The 20331-nt window shown below is 48.7% G+C and carries 11 protein-coding genes; 1 reads left to right on the top strand and 10 read right to left on the bottom strand.

Annotation, left to right across the window (positions count from 1 at the left end):
* Window positions 1–49: 49 nt before the first annotated feature.
* The 10 genes from AC5JBY_RS23040 to AC5JBY_RS22995 form a co-directional block, all read right to left on the bottom strand.
* Window positions 50–1093 carry a DUF4249 domain-containing protein gene (locus tag AC5JBY_RS23040; protein ID WP_495907015.1) on the bottom strand — a complete coding sequence of 348 codons (1044 nt, stop codon included), beginning with the start codon at window positions 1091–1093 and terminating at the stop codon, window positions 50–52.
* Between the two features lie 9 nt (window positions 1094–1102).
* Complete coding sequence (locus tag AC5JBY_RS23035; protein ID WP_495907014.1) at window positions 1103–3727, bottom strand: TonB-dependent receptor; 2625 nt, start codon at window positions 3725–3727, stop codon at window positions 1103–1105.
* 22 nt (window positions 3728–3749) lie between these two features.
* Complete coding sequence (locus AC5JBY_RS23030; RefSeq protein WP_495907013.1) at window positions 3750–4928, bottom strand: FecR family protein; 1179 nt, start codon at window positions 4926–4928, stop codon at window positions 3750–3752.
* Between the two features lie 86 nt (window positions 4929–5014).
* Complete coding sequence (locus AC5JBY_RS23025; RefSeq protein ID WP_495907012.1) at window positions 5015–5623, bottom strand: RNA polymerase sigma factor; 609 nt, start codon at window positions 5621–5623, stop codon at window positions 5015–5017.
* A gap of 161 nt (window positions 5624–5784) precedes the next feature.
* Entirely contained in the window at window positions 5785–7218 is a 1434-nt protein-coding gene (locus tag AC5JBY_RS23020; RefSeq protein WP_495907011.1) for a TolC family protein, read from the bottom strand.
* On the bottom strand, window positions 7211–10378 hold the full coding sequence (locus AC5JBY_RS23015; protein ID WP_495907010.1) for an efflux RND transporter permease subunit: 3168 nt from the start codon (window positions 10376–10378) through the stop codon (window positions 7211–7213). The genes AC5JBY_RS23020 and AC5JBY_RS23015 overlap by 8 nt, the downstream gene beginning before the upstream one ends.
* Before the next feature lie 24 nt (window positions 10379–10402).
* The gene (locus AC5JBY_RS23010; RefSeq protein WP_495907009.1) at window positions 10403–11485 is read right to left on the bottom strand and encodes an efflux RND transporter periplasmic adaptor subunit; all 1083 of its coding nucleotides are present in this window, start codon (window positions 11483–11485) and stop codon (window positions 10403–10405) included.
* Between the two features lie 154 nt (window positions 11486–11639).
* Window positions 11640–12047: a hypothetical protein gene (locus tag AC5JBY_RS23005; protein WP_495907008.1), complete on the bottom strand. Its 408-nt coding sequence runs from the start codon at window positions 12045–12047 to the stop codon at window positions 11640–11642.
* Window positions 12048–12284: 237 nt separating this feature from the next.
* A complete protein-coding gene (locus tag AC5JBY_RS23000) occupies window positions 12285–14585 on the bottom strand; it encodes a M1 aminopeptidase family protein (protein WP_495907007.1) in 2301 nt (766 codons plus the stop codon).
* 3 nt (window positions 14586–14588) lie between these two features.
* Entirely contained in the window at window positions 14589–17588 is a 3000-nt protein-coding gene (locus tag AC5JBY_RS22995; RefSeq protein ID WP_495907006.1) for a hypothetical protein, read from the bottom strand.
* Window positions 17589–18032: 444 nt separating this feature from the next.
* Here AC5JBY_RS22995 and katG point away from each other — a divergent pair, with 444 nt between their 5' ends.
* The gene (gene katG, locus AC5JBY_RS22990; protein ID WP_495907005.1) at window positions 18033–20306 is read left to right on the top strand and encodes a catalase/peroxidase HPI; all 2274 of its coding nucleotides are present in this window, start codon (window positions 18033–18035) and stop codon (window positions 20304–20306) included.
* The last annotated feature ends 25 nt before the right edge of the window (window positions 20307–20331 follow it).

Below are 20331 nucleotides of genomic sequence, written 5' to 3'. Positions count from 1 at the left end.
TTTGGCGTGTAAGTAGACAAAATTTGCGGACAACGATCGGGAGCGATGCTTACCAGGAATAGATCAGCTTATCGGAAATAGTAGTGGCATAAAATAGCCCCAGCGCTCCGCCACTGATATTGCTCCGGGCTGAAGCCGGCGCCGGCTTGTAGATGTTTCCATTGGTCTCTAACTGCTTGTTCGTGGTATTGAAATAATCGTAAGCCTCTTTGGTTAAAGAATGCAGCCTGATCTGCAAGGGTGTGCCGGAATATCGTACGTAAGGATAATAATCGATGTAAGGGTAATGCCCTTCGGGCACAATAGGATATTGAATATTCAAAGGCAGTTCACGAACAGCAGCGGAACTTGTCTCGCCAGTTAATAACCTGTCATCGAAAACATAATAAGGAAGCACATTGAAAGTAGCATGAGAATAAATGCCCGGCGCCAGAGCATAGTCATACCGGTAGGCATTAAGTGTGAGGCTACGTTTGAGTGCATAATAGTTCTTTTCATTGGGAGGGTCTTTGAACCAGGCCACCGCTACAGTGCCCGAGTTCAGGTACGGGCTAAGCGTTGTATCCCTTACCCATTCCACGCGCTCCAACGGCGCCACTGGTGGCATATAGGCCGAAGACCGGAATACCGTATCGTTGATCTGCACTTCGAGGTGATAAGTATGGCCCGGTAGACCTTTTATTTTCGTAGTATGGTAATACCCACGTTCATGTGTAGTAGCACGATCGTCTACCGTGGTAAAGACAGAATCGAGACCAGTATAGTTGATAGAATCCCGGAAGTAATATACATACCGGTCGATAGTGGGTGGGCTGGGAATGAGCGTATCCTTGATGCCGGCATCATCCGTAATGATGACCAGCGCGTTTTGTACAGCTTCAGCACTATCACGCCACGGAAAATAGGGATCGGGATTAGCTGTCAGGCCGGTCGACTTCGTGACCCGCACATAATAAGGGCCCCACATATTACTGATCCTTCCCTCGATAACATACAAAGGCTTTACCGCTTCCTGGGCCAAATTAAAATCTTTGGTACAACCTGTAATGGCCATCACAAAAAGAATACTCACTATAAATGCTTGAATACGCATGACTGTCATTTAGAATTTAAAATTGTAAGTGATGGAAGGAATGACCCCACCGAGATATACCGCGTACGGTTTGAGGTAGGAATAATTGTCTGGATCTTGCCTTACAAATAGGGCAACTACGTTTTGCCGATTATAGACATTGTAAACGCTGAGCACCCATTCATCCTGCCATCTTCTTTTCTCTCTGAGTTTGCCATGCCAGGTCACACTAAGGTCAAGCCGGTGGTGAGCAGGTAAAGCATAACCATTGCGTGTACTATAATAGGTGAAACTCATTCCATTAAAAGCATAGCTGCCCAGCGGCATGGTCGTACGGTTGCCGCTACGGAATACCCAGTTGGCCGAAAAGCTAAGTCTTTTGGAGAGCGTTTGATTGTATACCACCGAAAGATTGTGCCGCCGGTCATAACTGGCCGGGTACCATTCATCGTTGTTGATACCATCGATCTGGCGCGAAGCCTTCGATAAAGTGTAACTAATCCATCCGGTGGCCACGCCTTTATTCTTTTTCACCAGCAACTCCACACCATAACCCTTGGCTTGTCCGGTCAACAATTGCGTCTCTACTTTATCATTTAAAAACAGTTCTGCGTTGTCCCGGTAATCGATCACGTTGTAAGATTTCCGGTAATACAACTCCATGCTGGCCTCCCAGGCCTCTCCGGCAAAAGACCTGTATATTCCTGCTGAAAAATGATCGGCATACTGCGGCTTGAAATAAGCATCAGAAGGCATCCATAGATCAGAGGGAAGGCCTACAGAAGAGTTGGTCAGCAGGTGCTGGAATTGATAGTTCCGGCCATAAGCAACCTTCAATGAAGTGAGTGTAGATAATAAGAACCGGACAGTAGCCTTGGGTTCAGCCCCAAAATAAGACTTGACGATCTTGCCCTTACCATAAAAAGTACTGTCCACAACAGCCGAGGTATCGGCATTATACCGGTACACCATGGCATCACCCAGCGCCGCAAAGCCGGTGGCACGTATGCCATAAGACACACTGATCCTTTTGTTTATTTTCTGTTCATGATTGAGGTAAGCAAACGCCTGCACCGACTTGCGATTGTTCAGTGCAACACTTTGTGCCGGTGAATGGTCTGAATCGGGAAGCGTTTTGCCGGGCAACACATCCTGCCCTGTAATACCGGCGCCGAATTTCAACAAGCTATTCTTGTTGGTGCTCCAATCGAAATCAGTCTTCAAGGTTACTTCCTTAAGATTGGCCCGCCAGGATAGATCACGCGCGCCGTCCAGTATGTAATGTGTGTACTTGTAATTACTGTACAGCAGAGAAGTATTGGCAAATAAGTGGGAATTGAAAATATGGTTCCAACGGGCGGTTACTGTGGTATTGCCCCAGTTCATACGTGTGCCCATATCGAGCGGAAAAAGATAAAAATTATCATGCCCTGTATAAGCAGATAGATAAAGCCGGTCGTGGCTGCCAAGCACCGTATTGAACTTTGCATTCAGGTCGTAGAAAGATATCTTGTTACTGTTGGTGCCGGCATCGATGATCCCCAACTTATAAGCAGTATTCAATACGGTACCAGTATTACTGTACCTGCCGGAGATCATGAAAGAAGATTTCCCCTTTTTGATAGGCCCTTCATAAGTAAGCCGGCTGGCGATTAAACCAACGCCACCGGAGAATGTGTGCTGCTGACTGTTGCCTTCCTTCATGCGGATATCTATTACAGAAGATAGACGCCCGCCATACTGTGCAGGAAATACACCCTTATAAATAGCCACATCCTTCAGGGCATCGGCATTAAAAGCAGAAAAGAAACCAAGACTGTGTGTAGGATTATACACCGGCGCTTCGTCTAACAGGATCAGGTTCTGATCGTAGGAACCTCCACGCACCGATAAATTGGTAGTCCCTTCCGCTGCAGCCTGAATGCCCGGTAAGAACTGCAGGCTTTTCAGCACATCCGGCTCACCGCCACCCATGGCTATCTTTTTAATTTCCGCCGTGCTCAGCCGGAGATTGCCGGTTACCACATTTTGCACCATGCTTTTCTTGCCCGAAGAAGTCACCATCACCGCCTGCAAAGTATCAGCTTCTTTTACTTGCAGACCTATATTGCGCCGGTGGCTTTCATCGACACTTACCTGCTCGCTCAGGTTGTTGAATCCCACAAACGATCCACTCAGTGTATATTCACCGGCAGGCACCGTGAGCGAATAAAACCCATATGCATTGGTAACGGTAGTGTAGCTGTTATCGCCCGATAAGCTGATAGTCGCGCCGATGAGTGCTTCGCCGGATTGAGCGGCAGTTACAATACCAAATACAGTAGCTATTTCAGAAGCCTGGCGGCGTTTCTTTACCAGTATCGTGTTTTGTAACAGCTCATAATACAAGCCGTTTTTGAGCAACAGATCATCCAGTACTTTCTTAAGAGAAACTTGTCGCTGATGATACTGCAGGTGCTTGATGTCTGAAACATCAGCCGTTTTGTAAGTAAATTTAAAAGACGTGAGCTTTTCTATTTTCGCCAATGCCTCTTTCAGCGTTGCATTGTTGAGCTCGATGTTGATGGTTACTTTACTGATGTCTTGTCCCTGGGTACGGAAAGTTGACAACAGGGCACAGAGCAAGGGTAACAGACAAATGATTATCCGTTTCATAAGGTTGAGTATAAGATTGCTTTTATTCGATTATGTAAATGCCATCCTTTTTTGAAAGGCGAACTTCCATGAGTGCGCATAAAAGTTCCAGTGCGCGCTGCATGCCAGTTTTTTTCTCTAAGCGCAGTGTGACTCGTGCTTTCTTGAAGGTGTTATTTCTGATAGTTACGGAGTCCTTGAATACTCTTTGCAGGTCAGCAACAACGGTTTCCAGTGCTTCATCATCATAGATCAGGTCACCCTGTTTCCAGCCAGCTATCAGTGCAGTATCGACAGCCTGGCGGTGTACCACTGTATCAGCAATTAACTTTACCTGCTGTCCCTTTTCAAGAATGGCCAGCGTTGTATCGGCGGTGGCCACTTTTACTTTACCCCTTTGAACAGATACAATTTTGCTTTTCTCTCCGGGATAATCCTTGATGTCGAAAGCAGTTCCTAATACAGAAGTGGTGAAAGAACCCGAGTGAACGAGGAAAGGATGCTGAGCGGCATGTTGCACATCAAACCATGCCTGGCCCGATAAGTCTACGATCCGCGCTGCATTGGCAAAAGCAGTAGGGAAGCGAAAAGAAGAAGCGGCGTTGAGCCACACCTGGCTGCCATCACTGAGCACCACTTCGTATTCACTGCCGCGTGCGGTAGAGATCACATGATAGCTGCTGGTATCAGCAGCACCGGCGCCGGTATAAGTGATCCGGTTATCCTGTTTGGTAATGGTGACAGTGCCCAGCGTGGCAATGGTTCCGTTCTTTGCTTCGTCAAGCATCAACTGAGTGCCATCCGGGAGTGTAAGCATGCTTTTCGCCACCGGTGTGAGCGCCAGTGAAGGGATATTCTTTTGTACACTTGTAATGTCAGGCCCTTGCCGGTTGATGAAGAAATAGACCACCGTGCTGATCAACAACAATACAGCCGCCGCTGCAGCCCACCGGTATATAGGGAGCGTTCTCCGCGCAATGGTTTTGACCGGCGTAGCAGATGGCCTGTCGATAGCTACGATGTCCTGTACCATTTGTTGCCACACAGCCGGGTTAGCAGGCACAGCCGGCGTTTCCTGCTGCATCAGGTCAGCCAGCACCGTATTGAACAATTCCCGGTCAGCATCAGCCTGCAACAGCATACTAAGCTCCTGTTGCTCTTCGGCTGAGAGGCTACCGGCGAGGTGTTGTTGTAATAAATAAGTTAACCGTTGCTTTTCCATGTTAGTGAGTAGGGAAGGCATTGTTGCCTGCTCCCTATAATAAGAAGCACGGGCAGCCAATTAGGACTATCGGCCCGAAAACTTTTTTATTTTTTGCCAAACAGCAGTAAAAGCACCGAAAGCGTGATACCCGATTGAGCCAGGTATTCCCGGATAGACTTTAAAGAAGTGACAAGGGCATTCTTGACGGTGCTGGGCGATAGCTGCAACTCATCGGCGATCTCAGGGATGGTCTTGCCTTCATGCCGGCTTAGCTGGTATATCCTCCGGCGTTGTGGCGGCAGCAATTCCACGGCTTCCCCAATAAGCCGGTTCAGCTCTCGTGCATCAAGGTATTCATGCGTAGTATCCAGCGGGGCTGGTTCAACAGAAAGTTCCTGGGAGAACTTATTAACCAGCATGCTTTTCCGGAGGTAAGTGTAACACTCATTGGAAGCTACCTTAAACAGCCAGCCGCCCGGATTATCGATGCTGTCCAGCTTATCCCGGTTGAGCCACACCCGGATGAAAGTTTCCTGTATCACCTCTTGCGCTGCATGCTCCGAGCGGGTGAGTTTAAGAATAAAGGGATGCAGCCTCGATAAGAATAGATGGAATAATTGCTCAAAAGCCTTCTCATCACCAGTGGCTACCCGGCTGAATAATTGCTTTTCTTCCTCCTGTGATACAGGGCTATGTTGGCTGTGGTTGGTCAATAAAAATAGCTTTGAACAAATGCGGTCGTTCCGCGAAGATGCAGAGAACACGGCATTTTTCAAAAGCGGTACCCTAATCTTAACACAAATGATTAAGTAGAGCATTAAAAAAATGGCCTGCAAAAGCAGGCCATCCTTAAAAACCCTATTAAAACACAATCTTAATTCCAGCCACCGCCTAATGCCTGGTAGATGTTCACCATGGCATTCATCTGCTGCTTCCTGGTTTCGATCAGTTCAAACTTCGATTCAAGCGCATCACGTTGTGTCATCAACACCTCCATATAATCGGCACGAGCCGATTTGAACAGGTCGTTTGAAATGTTGATGGATTGCGTAAGTGCCTCTACTTGCTTAGACTTCAGATCGTAACTGTTTTTCAGGTTGCCGATCTTCGCCAACTGATTAGCCACTTCCACATAGGCCTTCAGGATAGTACGTTCATAGTTGTACACCGCCTGTATCTGTTTTGCATTGGCATTGAAATAAGTAGCCTTGATCGCATTCTTATTGACCAATGGCGCCATTAATTCACCAGCCAGTGAATACAATATCGACTCTGGTGTTCTTACGAGGTAGGCCGGATTGAAAGCCTGGTAACCGATACCGGCAGAAATACCCAATGAAGGATAGAACTGCGCCTTGGCCACCTGGATATCTATTTTGGCAGCTGCCAGTTCCAGCTCAGCCTGCTTGATATCAGGTCTGTTGGCCAGCAGCTGTGATGGCAGGCCAGCATGGATATCTCCGGGTAGTGCCGTATCGAAGCTTTGGGCATTCCGCACAATAGGCTGCGGCGCGCGCGCCAGCAGGAAATTGATCCTGTTCTCTGCTTCCGTGATCTGCTGCAGGATATCATATTGAAGACTGCGTGTCTTGAATACTTCCGCCTCAAACTTCTTCACAGCCAGTTCCGTAACACGCGTAGCTTCCTTCTGCGCCTTCACGATTTCCAACGCATTGGTCTGGATGTCGATATTTTGCTTCACGATAGCCAGCTGATTATCGAGCGCCAGCAATTCATAATAAGAGTTGGCGATTTCTGCGATCAGCGTAGTGATTACGAAGTTCCTGCCCTCTACCGTAGCAAGGTACCTTGTCACAGCTGCTTTCTTGGCATTGCGCAGTTTGTGCCAGATATCTACTTCCCACGTAGCATACACACCTACCGTAAAATCGGGTAGGGGATCAGGCGTTTCTTTACCCGGCTTGATCTCGATGTTCTTCTCAGTAGCCCCCTGCATGGTATACCGGCCTGGTTTTTCAAGACCAGCTCCGCCTCGTATATTAACGAAAGGTAAATACTCCCCTTTACGCGCCTGTATCTCATTCCGGGCGATCTCGATCTCCTGCAAGGTGATATTGAGCTCCTGGTTGTTCTTCAAAGCCGTATCGATCAGGGTAGCGAGATTGGGATCGGTGAAGTAAGCACGCCATTGGATCGATGCCGGGTTGGTCGTATCCTGAGAGTTGCCGTAAGCCGCAGGCAGCGACTTGTTCTCCGTTTTCCCTGTTAAAACGGGCACCTTACAAGCTGCATACGCGAGCGCAATACAGCCTATCCCTAAATAAGTATATAATTTGTTTCTAAACATTGTGATCGATTTCTTCTGTTAAGGGATTTTCTTCCTCGTCTTTAATCAGCTTCCGCTTTTCTGCCATCTTGCCAAACACATAGTACAATCCCGGAATGACGATCACCCCGAATACAGTACCCAGCAACATACCACCTGCAGAAGACGCACCGATGGTACGGTTACCAATAGCGCCCGGACCTGTTGCGAACAACAGCGGTATCAAACCGGCAATGAAGGCCAGCGAAGTCATCAGGATCGGGCGGAAACGCACTTTGGCGCCTTCGATGGCCGCTTCCAGTACGGTAGAGCCTGCCCGGTGTTTCTGCACGGCAAACTCCACGATCAACACCGCGTTCTTACCCAACAGACCCACCAGCATTACCAGACCCACCTGCGCATAGATATCGTTGGCCAGTCCCATCGCTTTGATCAGCAGGAACGAACCGAACACACCAGCAGGCAGCGAAAGGATTACGGCAAATGGTAACAGGAAGCTTTCGTATTGAGCCGCAAGGATCAGGTATACGAACCCTAACACGATCGCGAAAATAATGACCGCTTCATTGCCGCGTCCTGCTTCATCTTTGGAAAGACCTTCCCAGTCGATGGCATAACCACGGGGCAATGTTTTGGCTGCTACCTCCTGAATGATCTGGATGGCTTCACCACTACTGTAGCCGGGAGCGGGCTCACCCCTGATCGCCGATGAGTTGTACATATTGTAGCGGGTGATCTCATTCAGACCATGCGACTTCTTGATCTTCATGAAAGCAGAATAAGGTACCATCTCATCATGATCATTCTTTACATACAGTTTCATCAGGTCATCAGGCAGCGCCCTGTATTCCGGAGAAGCCTGAACGAATACTTTGAAATAAGTACCGAATCGGATAAAGCCAAGCTCATAACTACTACCGATCAATACAGAGAGGTTGTCCATCGCTTTACCAATGGAAACGCCCTTTTGCATCGCAGCCTGGTTGTCGATCTCCAGGTCATATTGAGGATAGTTGGCACTGAAGAAGGTGAATAAACCCGTCAACTCCTTGCGCTGCTTCAAGGCAGCCATGAAGTCGTCGTTCACTTTCTCCATACTCGTGAAGTCATCACTGTTTGTTTTATCCAGTAAGCGCAGCGCGAAACCACCAGCAGCACCATAACCGGGTACGGCGGGAGGTCCGAAGAACTCGATGGTCGCGCCGGGTATTTCGTGTGTCTTTTCTTCCAGCTCATGGATGATCTCATTGACTGAATGTTTACGTTCTGACCAGTTTTTCAGGTTGATCAAGCAGGTACCGGCGTTGGAACCACGCCCTTCCGTCAACACCTCATAACCTGCCAGCGCCGAAACAGACTGAATACCTTCCACATGCTCTGCGATCTCCTGTACCTCATGCGCCAGGTGGTTAGTCCTTTCAAGCGTGGAGCCCGGAGGCGTTTGAATGATGGCGTAGATCATACCCTGGTCTTCGTTGGGGATGAAGCCCGCAGGCAATCCCTTACCAATACCGAATATGCCGAAGCCAAACGCCAGCAACATGCCAAAAGTGATCACGCGTCGGTTGGCAATCAGTTTCAGCAACCCTGCATACCGGCCCGTGAGTTTCTCAAAGCCTCTGTTGAAAGCATCGAGCATTTTATCGATCGGGCTCTTCTTCTTGGGCTTGCCATGATTATTCTTCAATAGAATAGCGCAAAGTACCGGCGTAAGCGTTAACGCCACCACACCCGATAGTACGATGGCCGTGGCCATGGTGATGGAGAACTGTCGGTAGAAGATACCCACCGGGCCCGACATGAAGGCAACGGGGATAAACACCGCGGTCATTACAAACGTAATGGCCACGATGGCGCCGCTGATCTCATGCACCACCCTGTAAGTGGCCTGGTAAGGCGAAAGATTCTCTTCATGCATCTTGGCGTGTACAGCTTCAATAACAACGATCGCGTTGTCCACCACGATACCGATAGCCAGTACCAGCGCGAACAAGGTGATGAGGTTGATGTTCAAACCAAAGAGCTGCATAAAGAAGAACGAACCCACCAGCGATACGGGCACCGCCAGCGTAGGGATGAGGGTAGAGCGCCAGTCGCCTAAGAACAGGAACACCACGATGGCCACCAATATGAAGGCCTCACCCAATGTATGCAACACCTTTTCGATAGAAGCATCGAGGAAGGTAGATACGTCATAACTGATCTCGTAGTCCATGCCCGGAGGGAAAGAACTGGCCTTGATCTCATTCAGCTTTTCCTTGATGGCCTTGATTACATCACTGGCGTTACTACCATAGGTCTGCTTCAATACGATCGCCGCAGAGGGGTGACCGTTCAGGTTGGAATAGATATCATAATACTCACTACCCAGCTCCACATCGGCTACATCTTTCAGGTGCAGCAATTCACCATTGGAGTTGGCGCGGATAATCACATCCTTGTATTGTTCCGGCTGGTTATACCGGCCCTTGTAAGTCAATACATATTCCAAGGCTTCTGAACGCTTACCGTCGCTTCGGCCCAAACGGCCGGGAGAACCGATGATACTCTGGCTGCCCAGCGCTTCCATCACTTCTTCAGTAGACACATTGTAAGCGCGCATCCGGTCGGGTTTCAGCCACACACGCATCGCGTATTGACGGCTACCGAGGATCTGCGCGTTACCTACACCCGTTACACGCTTTAATTCATTTAAGATATTAACGTTGGCATAGTTGTACAGGAACTTCTCATCAGCCTTGGGGTCTTTACTGTACACGTTAACATACATCAACATGTTTGGCTGAAGAATGTTAACGATGATACCTTCCCGCTGTACGAGGATGGGCAACCTGTTGGTCACCTGCTCGATACGGTTCTTAACGTTCACCACCGCCTGGTTGGGATCGGTACCAAGATCGAATACTACTTGAATGTTGGCCTCACCCGCACTGGTGGCATCGGAAGTCATGTACTTCATGCCCGGTACACCGTTCACGGCTTTTTCCATGGGGATGAGTACAGACTTTACCAACACGTCGGCACTGGCGCCGGGGTAAGATACACTAACGATTACCCGGGGCGGCGCAATAGAAGGGAACTGCGAGGTCGGCAGGGTATTGATGGCCAGTACGCCCATGAAGATAATCATAACAGATATGACTATCGCGAAGACTGGCCGCTTCATGAATATATTAAACATCTCTTGTTTTTTTGGGTACTTGCATTATTCCGTTGGCAACTTCAAATGAGCGACTACTGTCCTGGGCTCTGCGAATTCAAAGACGATCTTTTCATTGTCCTTGACCTTGCGGATACCTTCCAGCATAACCTTGTCGCCATCGGCAATGCCTTCTTTGATCACATAGAGATCGGGCATTTCAGCGGCAATCGTAATGGGCGTTAAGTGAGCTACATTGTTTTTATCTACGATGTACACATACTTTTTGTCCATGATCTCCAGCGTTGCTTTCTGGGGGATGATCAACGCGTCTTTCAGGTGCTCTTTCATGAGAATGCTACCGGTTTCGCCATGCCTCAGCAATCCCTCATGGTTGGGGAAAGTGGCCCTGAAAGCGATGTTACCGGTTTCGTTGTTGAACTCACTCTCGATGGTTTCTACCACACCGGGGTGTTTGAACAATTCGTTATTGGCCATACGCAGGCTTACAGCCAGCTTACCTTTGGTCTTGGCCTGGGCAGCAAAATTCAGGTACTCAGGTTCAGACACGTTGAAGTAAACCCACATCTCACTGTTGTCGCTCAGGCTGGTAAGCAGTTCGCCTTCCTCTACGAGGCTACCCAGCTTTAAATGCAGGCGGTCGATCAGGCCGTCGAAGGGCGCTCTGATCTGTGTAAATTCGAGGTGAACTTTAGCCAGTTGCAGTTCGGCTTTCGCTTTACCGAGTTTTGCCTGCGCCATGGCCAGTTCATTTTTAGATACGATGTTCTTTTCAACAAGCGGCTGTGTGTTCTGCACTTCAATTTCAGTAGCGTTTACTTCCGCCTGTGCTTTCTGTAGTTCAGCTTCATAGATCTTAGGCATGATCCTGAAGAGGAGCTGACCTTTTCTTACAAACTGACCTTCATCTACGAGAATCTCTTCGAGATAACCTTTTTCCTGCGCTCGCAGCTCGATATTACGTATGGAACGTATCTGGCATACATACTCATTGGTTACCGTGGTATCCATTTTCAGCGGGCTGGTAACGAGGAACTTTGTTTCTTCTTCTTTTTTTTCTTCCTTGTGTTTGCAGCTTGTGTAAGTCAATGCTCCACACAAACTCATGAGAATAAAAATTCGCTTCATAAAATTAACAGGGGCTTATCCAGCTTTGCTCGATAAATCTTTTTTAGTTGAAATGAAATCACCCGGCCCAACAGCTAATAAGCCATGGAAAACGAGCCTTACATAACGATGGTGGAAAGGTGGAGGCAGGATTAGTTGCCTTGAAGATGCAGGATCATATCCTGATCACACGATGGAGGATAAATTTATTGGAAGAATGGTAAGAAAAGTGTTCACAAAGGGGGAGCGGAGCATTGAGATATGGCAGGCAATTGCCGGCTGTCAGCCCATCGAGAAAAGAGATGGAGCCATGGCCGCCTGATGAACGTTTTTTGAAAGATTCGGATTCCTCGTCCTCCTCTTCAATTTCTTTGGCCTCAGGAAAATCTCCTGTACTGCTATTGTCTGATGGATAGTTCTTACTGATCCGTACCCTGCCATCATGTTCACCACACGAACTGGCCTGTACAGGTCTTTCAATGTGTTGCTGATGGAGATCGTATAGACGCTGCTGGTGTGCATGACTATAGCTTCCCCACAGGAGAAAACACAGTGATATGATAAATCTGATTAAAACCCTCATCGTCTGGTCTCAGAAAAAATAACAGTCATTCAATATGGCTGAAAAAAATAAAGCCTTTCTATGGAATATGGAAAGGCATCGTTTCTCTTGCCACATTATTAAAAACAGTTGTTGATGATCTGTATTTCTATAGCAAGCGGAGTAAAATTAATAGTAATGCGCAAAAAGTCGGGGCATACCTTTGTAAATGACTTGTTAACGGGGCCGTTAAAAAGCCCCGTTAACAGCCTGAAATGCTTACCGGACGTGTATTTCAACGGCAATACCGCCAGTTATCTTTTTGGTTTTAATATGTCTTTGTACAATATGAGTTTTAAAAACCTCTCCTTTCTTCGTATTAGGCGGAACATCCACCTTTAAGCCGGCCACGGTTTGATTGTGTACAGGCAGTGAGATGGTCAGCGCAGCCTTCTTTCCTTTGGGCATAATGGCCTGTAAGGCATAGGGATATCTCTTCCTGATAAGTTCGGGGTTATCAGAAGTAAGCATCTTTGTTTTGTACACCGTACCCTTATCCTGAAGATGAGCGCCACACTCAAGCTGTGCATCATCTGAATGTAGATGATTATGTGTATTATTTTCAATGCTTAAAGGCACAAGCTTCACGCCTTTGTGGTGGCTGAAGAAATCCTTGGAAGGATGTACGATACTTACGGGGTAATCTGTCACCCTGCTATCCCGCCATATTTCCAGCTCATGCCTGTCTTCCTGTCCCAGCAGTACGTTGATCAATACGAACGGAATGATGATGAACATATCAGGCTGCAGGTTTACGATCGTTAGGTTTTTTTGCGCCAGGTTATTGTGCTCCCAAACATGCAACCCGGATGCAGGATGATCGTTGCGACTGATAACAGACGCCAGCAGACAGGAGTGGGTACCGGCTGGTGGCACTTTGGAGCGTGGCCAGCGTGCCTTCACGATCCTTGTCTCGCCAGGGCCAAGATCAAACTCTGCTTTGGCTGCTATGCAGGGTAGAAAATCACCGGGGTACACAAACTCAGTACCGGCAAATGATTTGGCATTGAAGGTCACCACAAAGTGTCGGGCAGTGCCCGTTGCAGCTTTGTTGCGTACACGCGCATAAAACCAGTTGTCCTGTCCATATTCCGGCGCCTGGTGAGTAGTAAGCCCATCATCCACATTGCGTATCCACAGATCAGGCGAATCCCAGAAAGCGCCATCCGTAAAGTTACCACCGGGATCAGGAGCATTGTCTTTCATCCAGAGATCAGGCGCAGGAGAAGGATTGGGTAGGTTGTATACAAAGCGGTGAAACGCATCTACCAATTGATCATTGTTGTGTTGCGTGAGTAAAAACTCTTCCAGCATGGCAGTAGATGCCGGGTTGCCTTTGTAGTACTTGTAAAACTCACGCAGGCTATTGTTGAGGGCGCTGGTACCCAGCAGAGAGGCCATGCCTTGCCAAAACCTGTTACCGTCCGAGTAAGAGTTGTTGGGAGTCCTGCGTTGGAAAGGATCGCGCGTGCACAACAAGATGGGCGGATCGGTAAAGTCGAAAGGAAGTGCATCATCACCGCCATCATCATGGAAGGACGTATATGCTTCATCCCACCAGCCATCGGCCTGACCAGCAGGTTTTACGCCGCGGGCAAACCAGCTATGAAAAGTTTCATGCAGCAGCGCGCCGCTGCTGGTAGTGGTGCCCCCTTCATACTCCATGCCGCCACTGCCATTAAAGAAAGCCACGAAGCGGTTACCATGCACGTAAGCACCATAGTTATTCTCATTGTCCTGCAGAAAACTTTTGATGTTGTTGATCTCCGTGGTAAGATTAGTGCCGCTTCCGCTGGGTTTCCACGCTTCAATCGTTACCAGGGTGCCAGATACAGGTAAGACAACCGTATCCGTTTGCGATTGCAGCGTGTCCGATGCTCTTATTTCCAGCATGGGCGATAGGGCGGTAAAACGGGCGGGAAATGTCAGGCTCCAATGATTGCTGCCAAGGTTGGTGACCTGGGCATTCGTAATAACGGAGTGCGCAGCCAGCGTATTGGTGATCTGCACAGTGAGCTGTAGGGTAAACTGGTCGAAGATGAGGTTGGCGGGCAGCCATGCTTCGAGGTAACGGCCTGCATTAAGGTCCGACAGGCCAAATACGAACCGCAGCTTGGGGCCGGGCTGCCATTCAATGACGGGCAAATAAGTGCCGCCCAATTGTGATTGCGGCAACGCCAGATTATATACTACGCGCAAGGTGTGCACAGAGCCTGCAGCCTGCACCGATTCAATAATGCGCAAGCCGGTATTGGCGCCACCACCAAAATCATGCAGCGCAATTTGTGCAGGAGCGAATACGGATCCATCCAGCCATGCCTGTGAGATCGTTTGCCGCAGGTCGAAGAAGGGATTACCTGCCGTGGGACCTACTGTATATTCAATAGTGGCATCGACTGAAGTAGTAGAAGTGCTACCATCAAAAATGATGGTAGCACTGATATTCTGGATGTCGATGGGCACTGCAAGTAAGCCGTCTACCGTTTTTGCCGGAGGGGCTATATGGAAGTTCGTTGCCATGCATTAACATTTACAATCGTTATTCAACTCGATGTCCAATGAGATCTTCTTTACACATACCTTCTTTACTTCGGCATCACCGAGGTGCAGGCACTTCAACAACTCCTGTGCTTTGTCATTGCACTTGTTGTCGCCTTTAGTACCGCCGGGTATGTAACCAGGTACTTTCTTATCCGGGTCGAGCCGGTAAACCATACCACCGAGTGATATATCGTTGCCCAACAATTCTACAGTGATATCCTTGTTGTCCGCATTCCTTACCTGGTCTGCCGTAAAGTCCTTACCGGGTATCAGGTTGATCACGATCTCTCTTTTCTCTCCGGGCTTCAGCACAAACTTGTTTCCGCTGATGCCTTCAAACGCTAACTTCCAGCCTGCGTCTGCCAGGAACTTCGGCAGTTCTGTTTTCAATTCCATGGTAGCGCGCTTGCGGAAAGAGTTGCCGGCATAGAAGATATGACGGTTGAGTCCGAGCATCAGGCCATCCTCGCCACCGCCACCGGGCAGGATGTTTACGTTGCGCTGACCCACGTTGTTGTCGTTGGGCACCAGGCGCCATTCTTCAATGGTTTCACCACCGGTGAAGTTGTCGATATTGCTGGGGTCGCCGGGCGCTGATACGATCATTAGTACACAGTCGTGACCATAAGCGTTCACGTTAGGTATCCATTCAAATGGTCCTACGGTGATCTCCGCTGCGTTGTTGGCAGCGATGCTGGCGATGGGTAAGCCGGGAGCTGCTGGCATTTCAGTAAAATCGTTGGGCCAGGTGAGGCCAGCGCCGGGTAAGCTGTGGAAGGCGCGCACGTTTACATTGGTAGCCGCTTGCGTACCCCTGTTCTTTACTTTGCCATACATATAGTTGGTAACGCCGGGCAAGGCATCTTCATGACCGGGCAGCCCGTCGGGATTGTTGCGGTTCCACATCGACATATTGCCCCAATGCACTGCCTGGAATTGGTATTCACCATTACGGCCATCGTTGATGTATACATCTACTGCCGGAGGTGCACCTTCAGTGATAACGGGTGTAGGCGCACCGGCGGGCTGATAACAACCTTGTTTTTCAAAAGCCCAACGGATCACCTTGTTGTAAGCACCGCCTGAAATGCCTTCACTGGTCCAGTTCTCCAAATCTGTATCCTGCATTTCCTCACACCATACCTCCGGATCATTGGGATTGGTGCCGGGTGTAAGATTACCAATGGTGCGCAGGATGAGATACGTGGCTGCACGGGAAGCAAATTTCCTGCGCCCCAGGTTGCTGTGATCACCACCGATAGAGCGGTATATTCTGAAGTGACAGGTAGCCAGAATTTGTTCACTGCCATAGCCGCCTTCATCACCACTTACCGTATTACCACTCATATCAAATACCGGTGTGCCACCCCATGCCCAGGCCGCCACAGTGCGGTCAAACCGGCGCTCATAGCTGCCGGGAGGTATGGGCCGGAAGGGTGCATACCTGAAGCGTTCAGGTAAAGTGCGTAGTGCTGATTCCGGATCCATTTGTATGCAGGCCAGACTGTCTCCTGCACTATGTGAGAATCCGAGGTTGCCCGAGTTAACGTGATCACCCAGTGTACCGTGCCCACCCATTTCATGCCAGTGTACCCAAGGGTCTACGGCACGGCCCAAAGGATTGCTGGTATCAGAGAGGTCGCAAAGTGCAAAACACATGTGATCTGTACCGCCGCTACCATTGTATGACCAGTGCGCATTGATAGTAGTACCCATGCCACGATGGTCGACAGGAATGGGGAAAGTGGTGCCATCAAAATAAGTAGCGATAGGGAAGCCGAGGCTTTCTATTGTTCTGAACAATTCTGTTTCGTGGTAATAGGCATTAACCGCTGCAAAGTTATCTGTGCGTGGGCTATAGTCGAAGTCATTGCCGGTTGGTTGAGTAGGAGGGGCTATGTTGGGATTTTCTACATTCTGGATCACGACATAGGTACCACTGAGGCTTTGTGTGCCGGCCACTGGTGCTGCAAGGTTGTTGAGTGTCTCGCTGCTGTCGTGCATAGCCAGCGTAGCGCCGGTTGATGAAGCAACAACAGTGAGGTCGCCGGATGATACCATAGGATCTTGCTTAAACACAAGACCATTGACGCCACAGGTCATACATTCAATGTACAGGATGGAATTGGTAGCCACTTCTACGAGTATCAGCCAGGTCACGTAACCATGATCTGCTTCGTATTGCTGAAATATAATTTCAGCAACGAGATAGGTTTGACCGTTATGGATGCTTTCATCCACTGCGGGCAGTTGGGGGAAAGTATGTTCGTGAAATTCTTCTGACACTACGGCATTGTCTGCTCTCCTTTTAGGTGGTGCAGGTTTATCTCCATAGCGTTTCTCTACATCATATTTATAAGCGAAGAAGCGGCCGTTCAGGTAGCGTGTTCTTTCTGTGGCAGCTGCTGCGGCATTCTTTTTAACAGCAGTTTTCGGTGCTGCTTTACCGAATGCTTTCATCATAAAAGTATCAGTTTCAGAGGCGGCATCCTCGCTCACTACCTCGTTGCCAGCCAGCTTCATCGCACTCATGGTACGGAATAGCTGTTTGTACCGGTCAATGTGCTTGGGGTCGGGCAATTTACCTTTCAGCCCGTTCTCGCTGTTGTTGGTAGAGCCTACTACCCGGTAAGGGTTCTGTTTTATTTTCACCGCGAAACCTTTGCGCCATACGGGTACATTGAGAAATGTTTGTGCGTAGGCTATTGTATGACCATCGAAAAGATGTTTATCTTCTGCAAACTGGTATTCTATATCCTGTTCACGCGGATCAAAGTGTGATGCTTTCTGGTGCAGGTTCTTTAACTGAGCTTCGGGTATCTGGTACACTTCAGACCATTGTTGCAGGTATTCGGCAGCGATAGGTCTGGGCGCTGCTTCCTCACTGAACCAATATTCCTGGCTGTGACGGATGTGCTTTACTTGCTCGTTGTCATCAATAGACACGTGTGCCTTCAATGAAGGCCGGTAGGTGGTTTTCATTGTAATTTTCAATGTTGGTTATATAATTCCCGTTGTAAGAATGGGCAATAAGAACATGCCTGGCAAAACCCAGGAAGGCTAATAATCAGATAATGATAATAATTGGTTGGATCTGTTATACTCCTTAAGATCTCCTTTGGCAGGGATAAGAGAGACAGCTTAAGAAAGCAATATGTGTGAACGGCAGGGAGAAAAAATTACAGACCAAAGCTACGTGCTGTATACACGAAAGTCAATAGCCTGTTAGTAGTATTTTATAGTATTGTGTATGTACTACTCTTTGTGGAATCCTGTGTTTCGGCAAGGTTAATTTATTGATAGGTTTTGGCTATTGAAGTATAGAATTAATTGATGTTGTTTATGTGCCCAAAATCCTAATTTTACCGGCCTGCGTAAATAACTACAAGCAGGCAACTGTTCTTTCAATATCAAAATCTTACAACAATGGGAAAAGAATCTAACGACATCAGCAAATGCCCGTTTCATAATGGCAGTATGAAGAACAATGTTGGCGGTGGCGGAACCAGGAATCGTGACTGGTGGCCCAACCAATTAAAGTTAACGATCCTGCGTCAGCATGCTGACAGGTCAAACCCAATGGGGGAGGATTTTAACTATGCCGAAGCTTTCAAAAGCCTCGACCTCGAGGCGGTGAAGAAAGACCTGCATGCGCTCATGACCGATTCTCAGGAATGGTGGCCGGCAGACTTTGGCCATTATGGTCCCTTGTTTATCCGCATGGCATGGCACAGCGCCGGTACCTACCGCGTGACCGATGGTCGTGGTGGCGGTGGTGCAGGTCAGCAACGTTTTGCTCCCCTCAATAGCTGGCCCGACAACGTGAGCCTCGATAAAGCACGTAGGTTGCTGTGGCCCATCAAACAAAAATATGGTAACAAAATATCGTGGGCCGATCTGATGATCCTTACTGGTAATATAGCATTGGAGTCAATGGGCTTTAAAACATTTGGTTTTGCCGGTGGACGTCCCGATGTATGGGAACCCGATGAAGATGTGTACTGGGGTTCAGAAACTACCTGGCTGGGTGGCGACATTCGCTATGCACATGGTTCTCCCGGTGTGGTGGAAGGACATGGCGTAGTAGTATCAGATGACGATGCTGATGGTAAAATACATTCCCGCAACCTGGAGAAGCCGCTGGCGGCTGTACAGATGGGTTTGATCTACGTGAACCCTGAAGGGCCTGATGGCAATCCTGATCCTGTGGCTGCTGCTAAAGATATCCGTGATACGTTTGGCCGCATGGCTATGAACGATGAAGAAACAGTGGCGCTGATAGCTGGTGGCCACAGCTTTGGTAAAACGCACGGTGCTGCTCCTGCTACACACGTAGGCAAAGAGCCTGAAGCGGTAGACCTGGAATTGCAAGGTCTGGGCTGGAGCAATAGCTATGGTTCTGGCAAAGGCGCCGATACTATTACCAGTGGTCTTGAAGTAATATGGACAAAGACACCTACCAAATGGAGCAATAACTTCTTCGAGAACCTGTTTGGTTTTGAATGGGAGCTCACCAAGAGCCCTGCCGGTGCCCACCAGTGGGTAGCTAAAAATGCAGAAGGCATTATTCCTGATGCATATGATGGTTCAAAGAAGCATAAGCCAACCATGCTGACTACCGATCTTTCCTTACGCTTTGATCCGGCGTATGAGAAAATATCCAGGCACTTCCTGGAAAACCCCGATGCTTTTGCCGATGCATTTGCACGGGCATGGTTTAAATTAACACACCGTGATATGGGACCACGTGCCCGTTACCTCGGTGCTGATGTGCCGAAAGAAGTATTGCTTTGGCAAGACCCTATTCCTGCAGTTGATCACAAATTGATCGATGCTAATGATGTTGCAGCGTTGAAGTCAAAAGTATTGGCATCTGGATTAAGCGTAGCTGAATTAGTTTCCACTGCCTGGGCTTCTGCTTCCACCTTCCGTGGCTCCGACAAGCGCGGTGGAGCTAACGGAGCGCGTGTTCGTCTGGCTCCTCAGAAAGACTGGGGGGTAAACAATCCGGCGCAGCTGCAAAAGGTGTTGGGTAAACTTGAGGGCATCGCCAAAGAGTTTAACGGTGCGCAGAAAGATGGTAAAAAAGTTTCGCTCGCCGACCTGATCGTTTTGGCTGGCGGCGCTGCTGTTGAAAAAGCTGCAAAGGATGCAGGACATGATATTACTGTTCCCTTTACTGCTGGCCGTATGGATGCTGCCCAGGAACAAACAGATGTTGAATCTGTTGGCTACCTCGAGCCACTGGCTGATGGCTTCCGTAACTATCGTGGAACTAAGTTCCGCGTATCTACTGAAGAGCTGCTGATCGATAAGGCGCACCTGCTTACGCTTACTGCTCCTGAGTTGACAGTACTGGTAGGTGGCATGCGTGTATTGGATACCAACTTCGATGGTTCCAAACATGGCGTGTTTACAGCACGCCCAGGTAAGCTCACCAATGACTTCTTCATCAACCTGCTCGATATGAACACGGCCTGGAAGGCTGCCGGTGAAGACCGCGAACTGTATATTGGCAGTGATTGCACTACCGGTCAACCTAAGTGGACCGCTTCCCGTGCAGACCTGGTGTTCGGTTCCAACTCAGAACTGCGTGCTGTTGCGGAAGTATACGGAAGCTCCGATGCGCAAGGCAAGTTCGTGAAGGACTTTGTTGCTGCCTGGAGCAAAGTAATGAACCTCGACAGATTTGATATATAGCTTGATTGTAAAGTTTAGTTCCTAA

The organism is Paraflavitalea sp., from assembly GCF_059502485.1.
Note: the sequence above shows the minus strand (reverse complement) of the source record. Positions and strands in the feature narration are given on the sequence as shown.

Excerpts from the sequence above, each read along its gene's own strand:
- AC5JBY_RS23040 (WP_495907015.1), bottom strand. The coding sequence starts at position 1,093 with ATGCGTATTCAAGCATTTATAGTGAGTATTCTTTTTGTGATGGCCATT.
- AC5JBY_RS23035 (WP_495907014.1), bottom strand. The coding sequence starts at position 3,727 with ATGAAACGGATAATCATTTGTCTGTTACCCTTGCTCTGTGCCCTGTTG.
- AC5JBY_RS23030 (WP_495907013.1), bottom strand. The coding sequence starts at position 4,928 with ATGGAAAAGCAACGGTTAACTTATTTATTACAACAACACCTCGCCGGT.
- AC5JBY_RS23020 (WP_495907011.1), bottom strand. The coding sequence starts at position 7,218 with ATGTTTAGAAACAAATTATATACTTATTTAGGGATAGGCTGTATTGCG.
- AC5JBY_RS23015 (WP_495907010.1), bottom strand. The coding sequence starts at position 10,378 with ATGTTTAATATATTCATGAAGCGGCCAGTCTTCGCGATAGTCATATCT.
- AC5JBY_RS23010 (WP_495907009.1), bottom strand. The coding sequence starts at position 11,485 with ATGAAGCGAATTTTTATTCTCATGAGTTTGTGTGGAGCATTGACTTAC.
- AC5JBY_RS23005 (WP_495907008.1), bottom strand. The coding sequence starts at position 12,047 with ATGAGGGTTTTAATCAGATTTATCATATCACTGTGTTTTCTCCTGTGG.
- AC5JBY_RS23000 (WP_495907007.1), bottom strand. The coding sequence starts at position 14,585 with ATGGCAACGAACTTCCATATAGCCCCTCCGGCAAAAACGGTAGACGGC.
- AC5JBY_RS22995 (WP_495907006.1), bottom strand. The coding sequence starts at position 17,588 with ATGAAAACCACCTACCGGCCTTCATTGAAGGCACACGTGTCTATTGAT.
- katG (WP_495907005.1), top strand. The coding sequence starts at position 18,033 with ATGGGAAAAGAATCTAACGACATCAGCAAATGCCCGTTTCATAATGGC.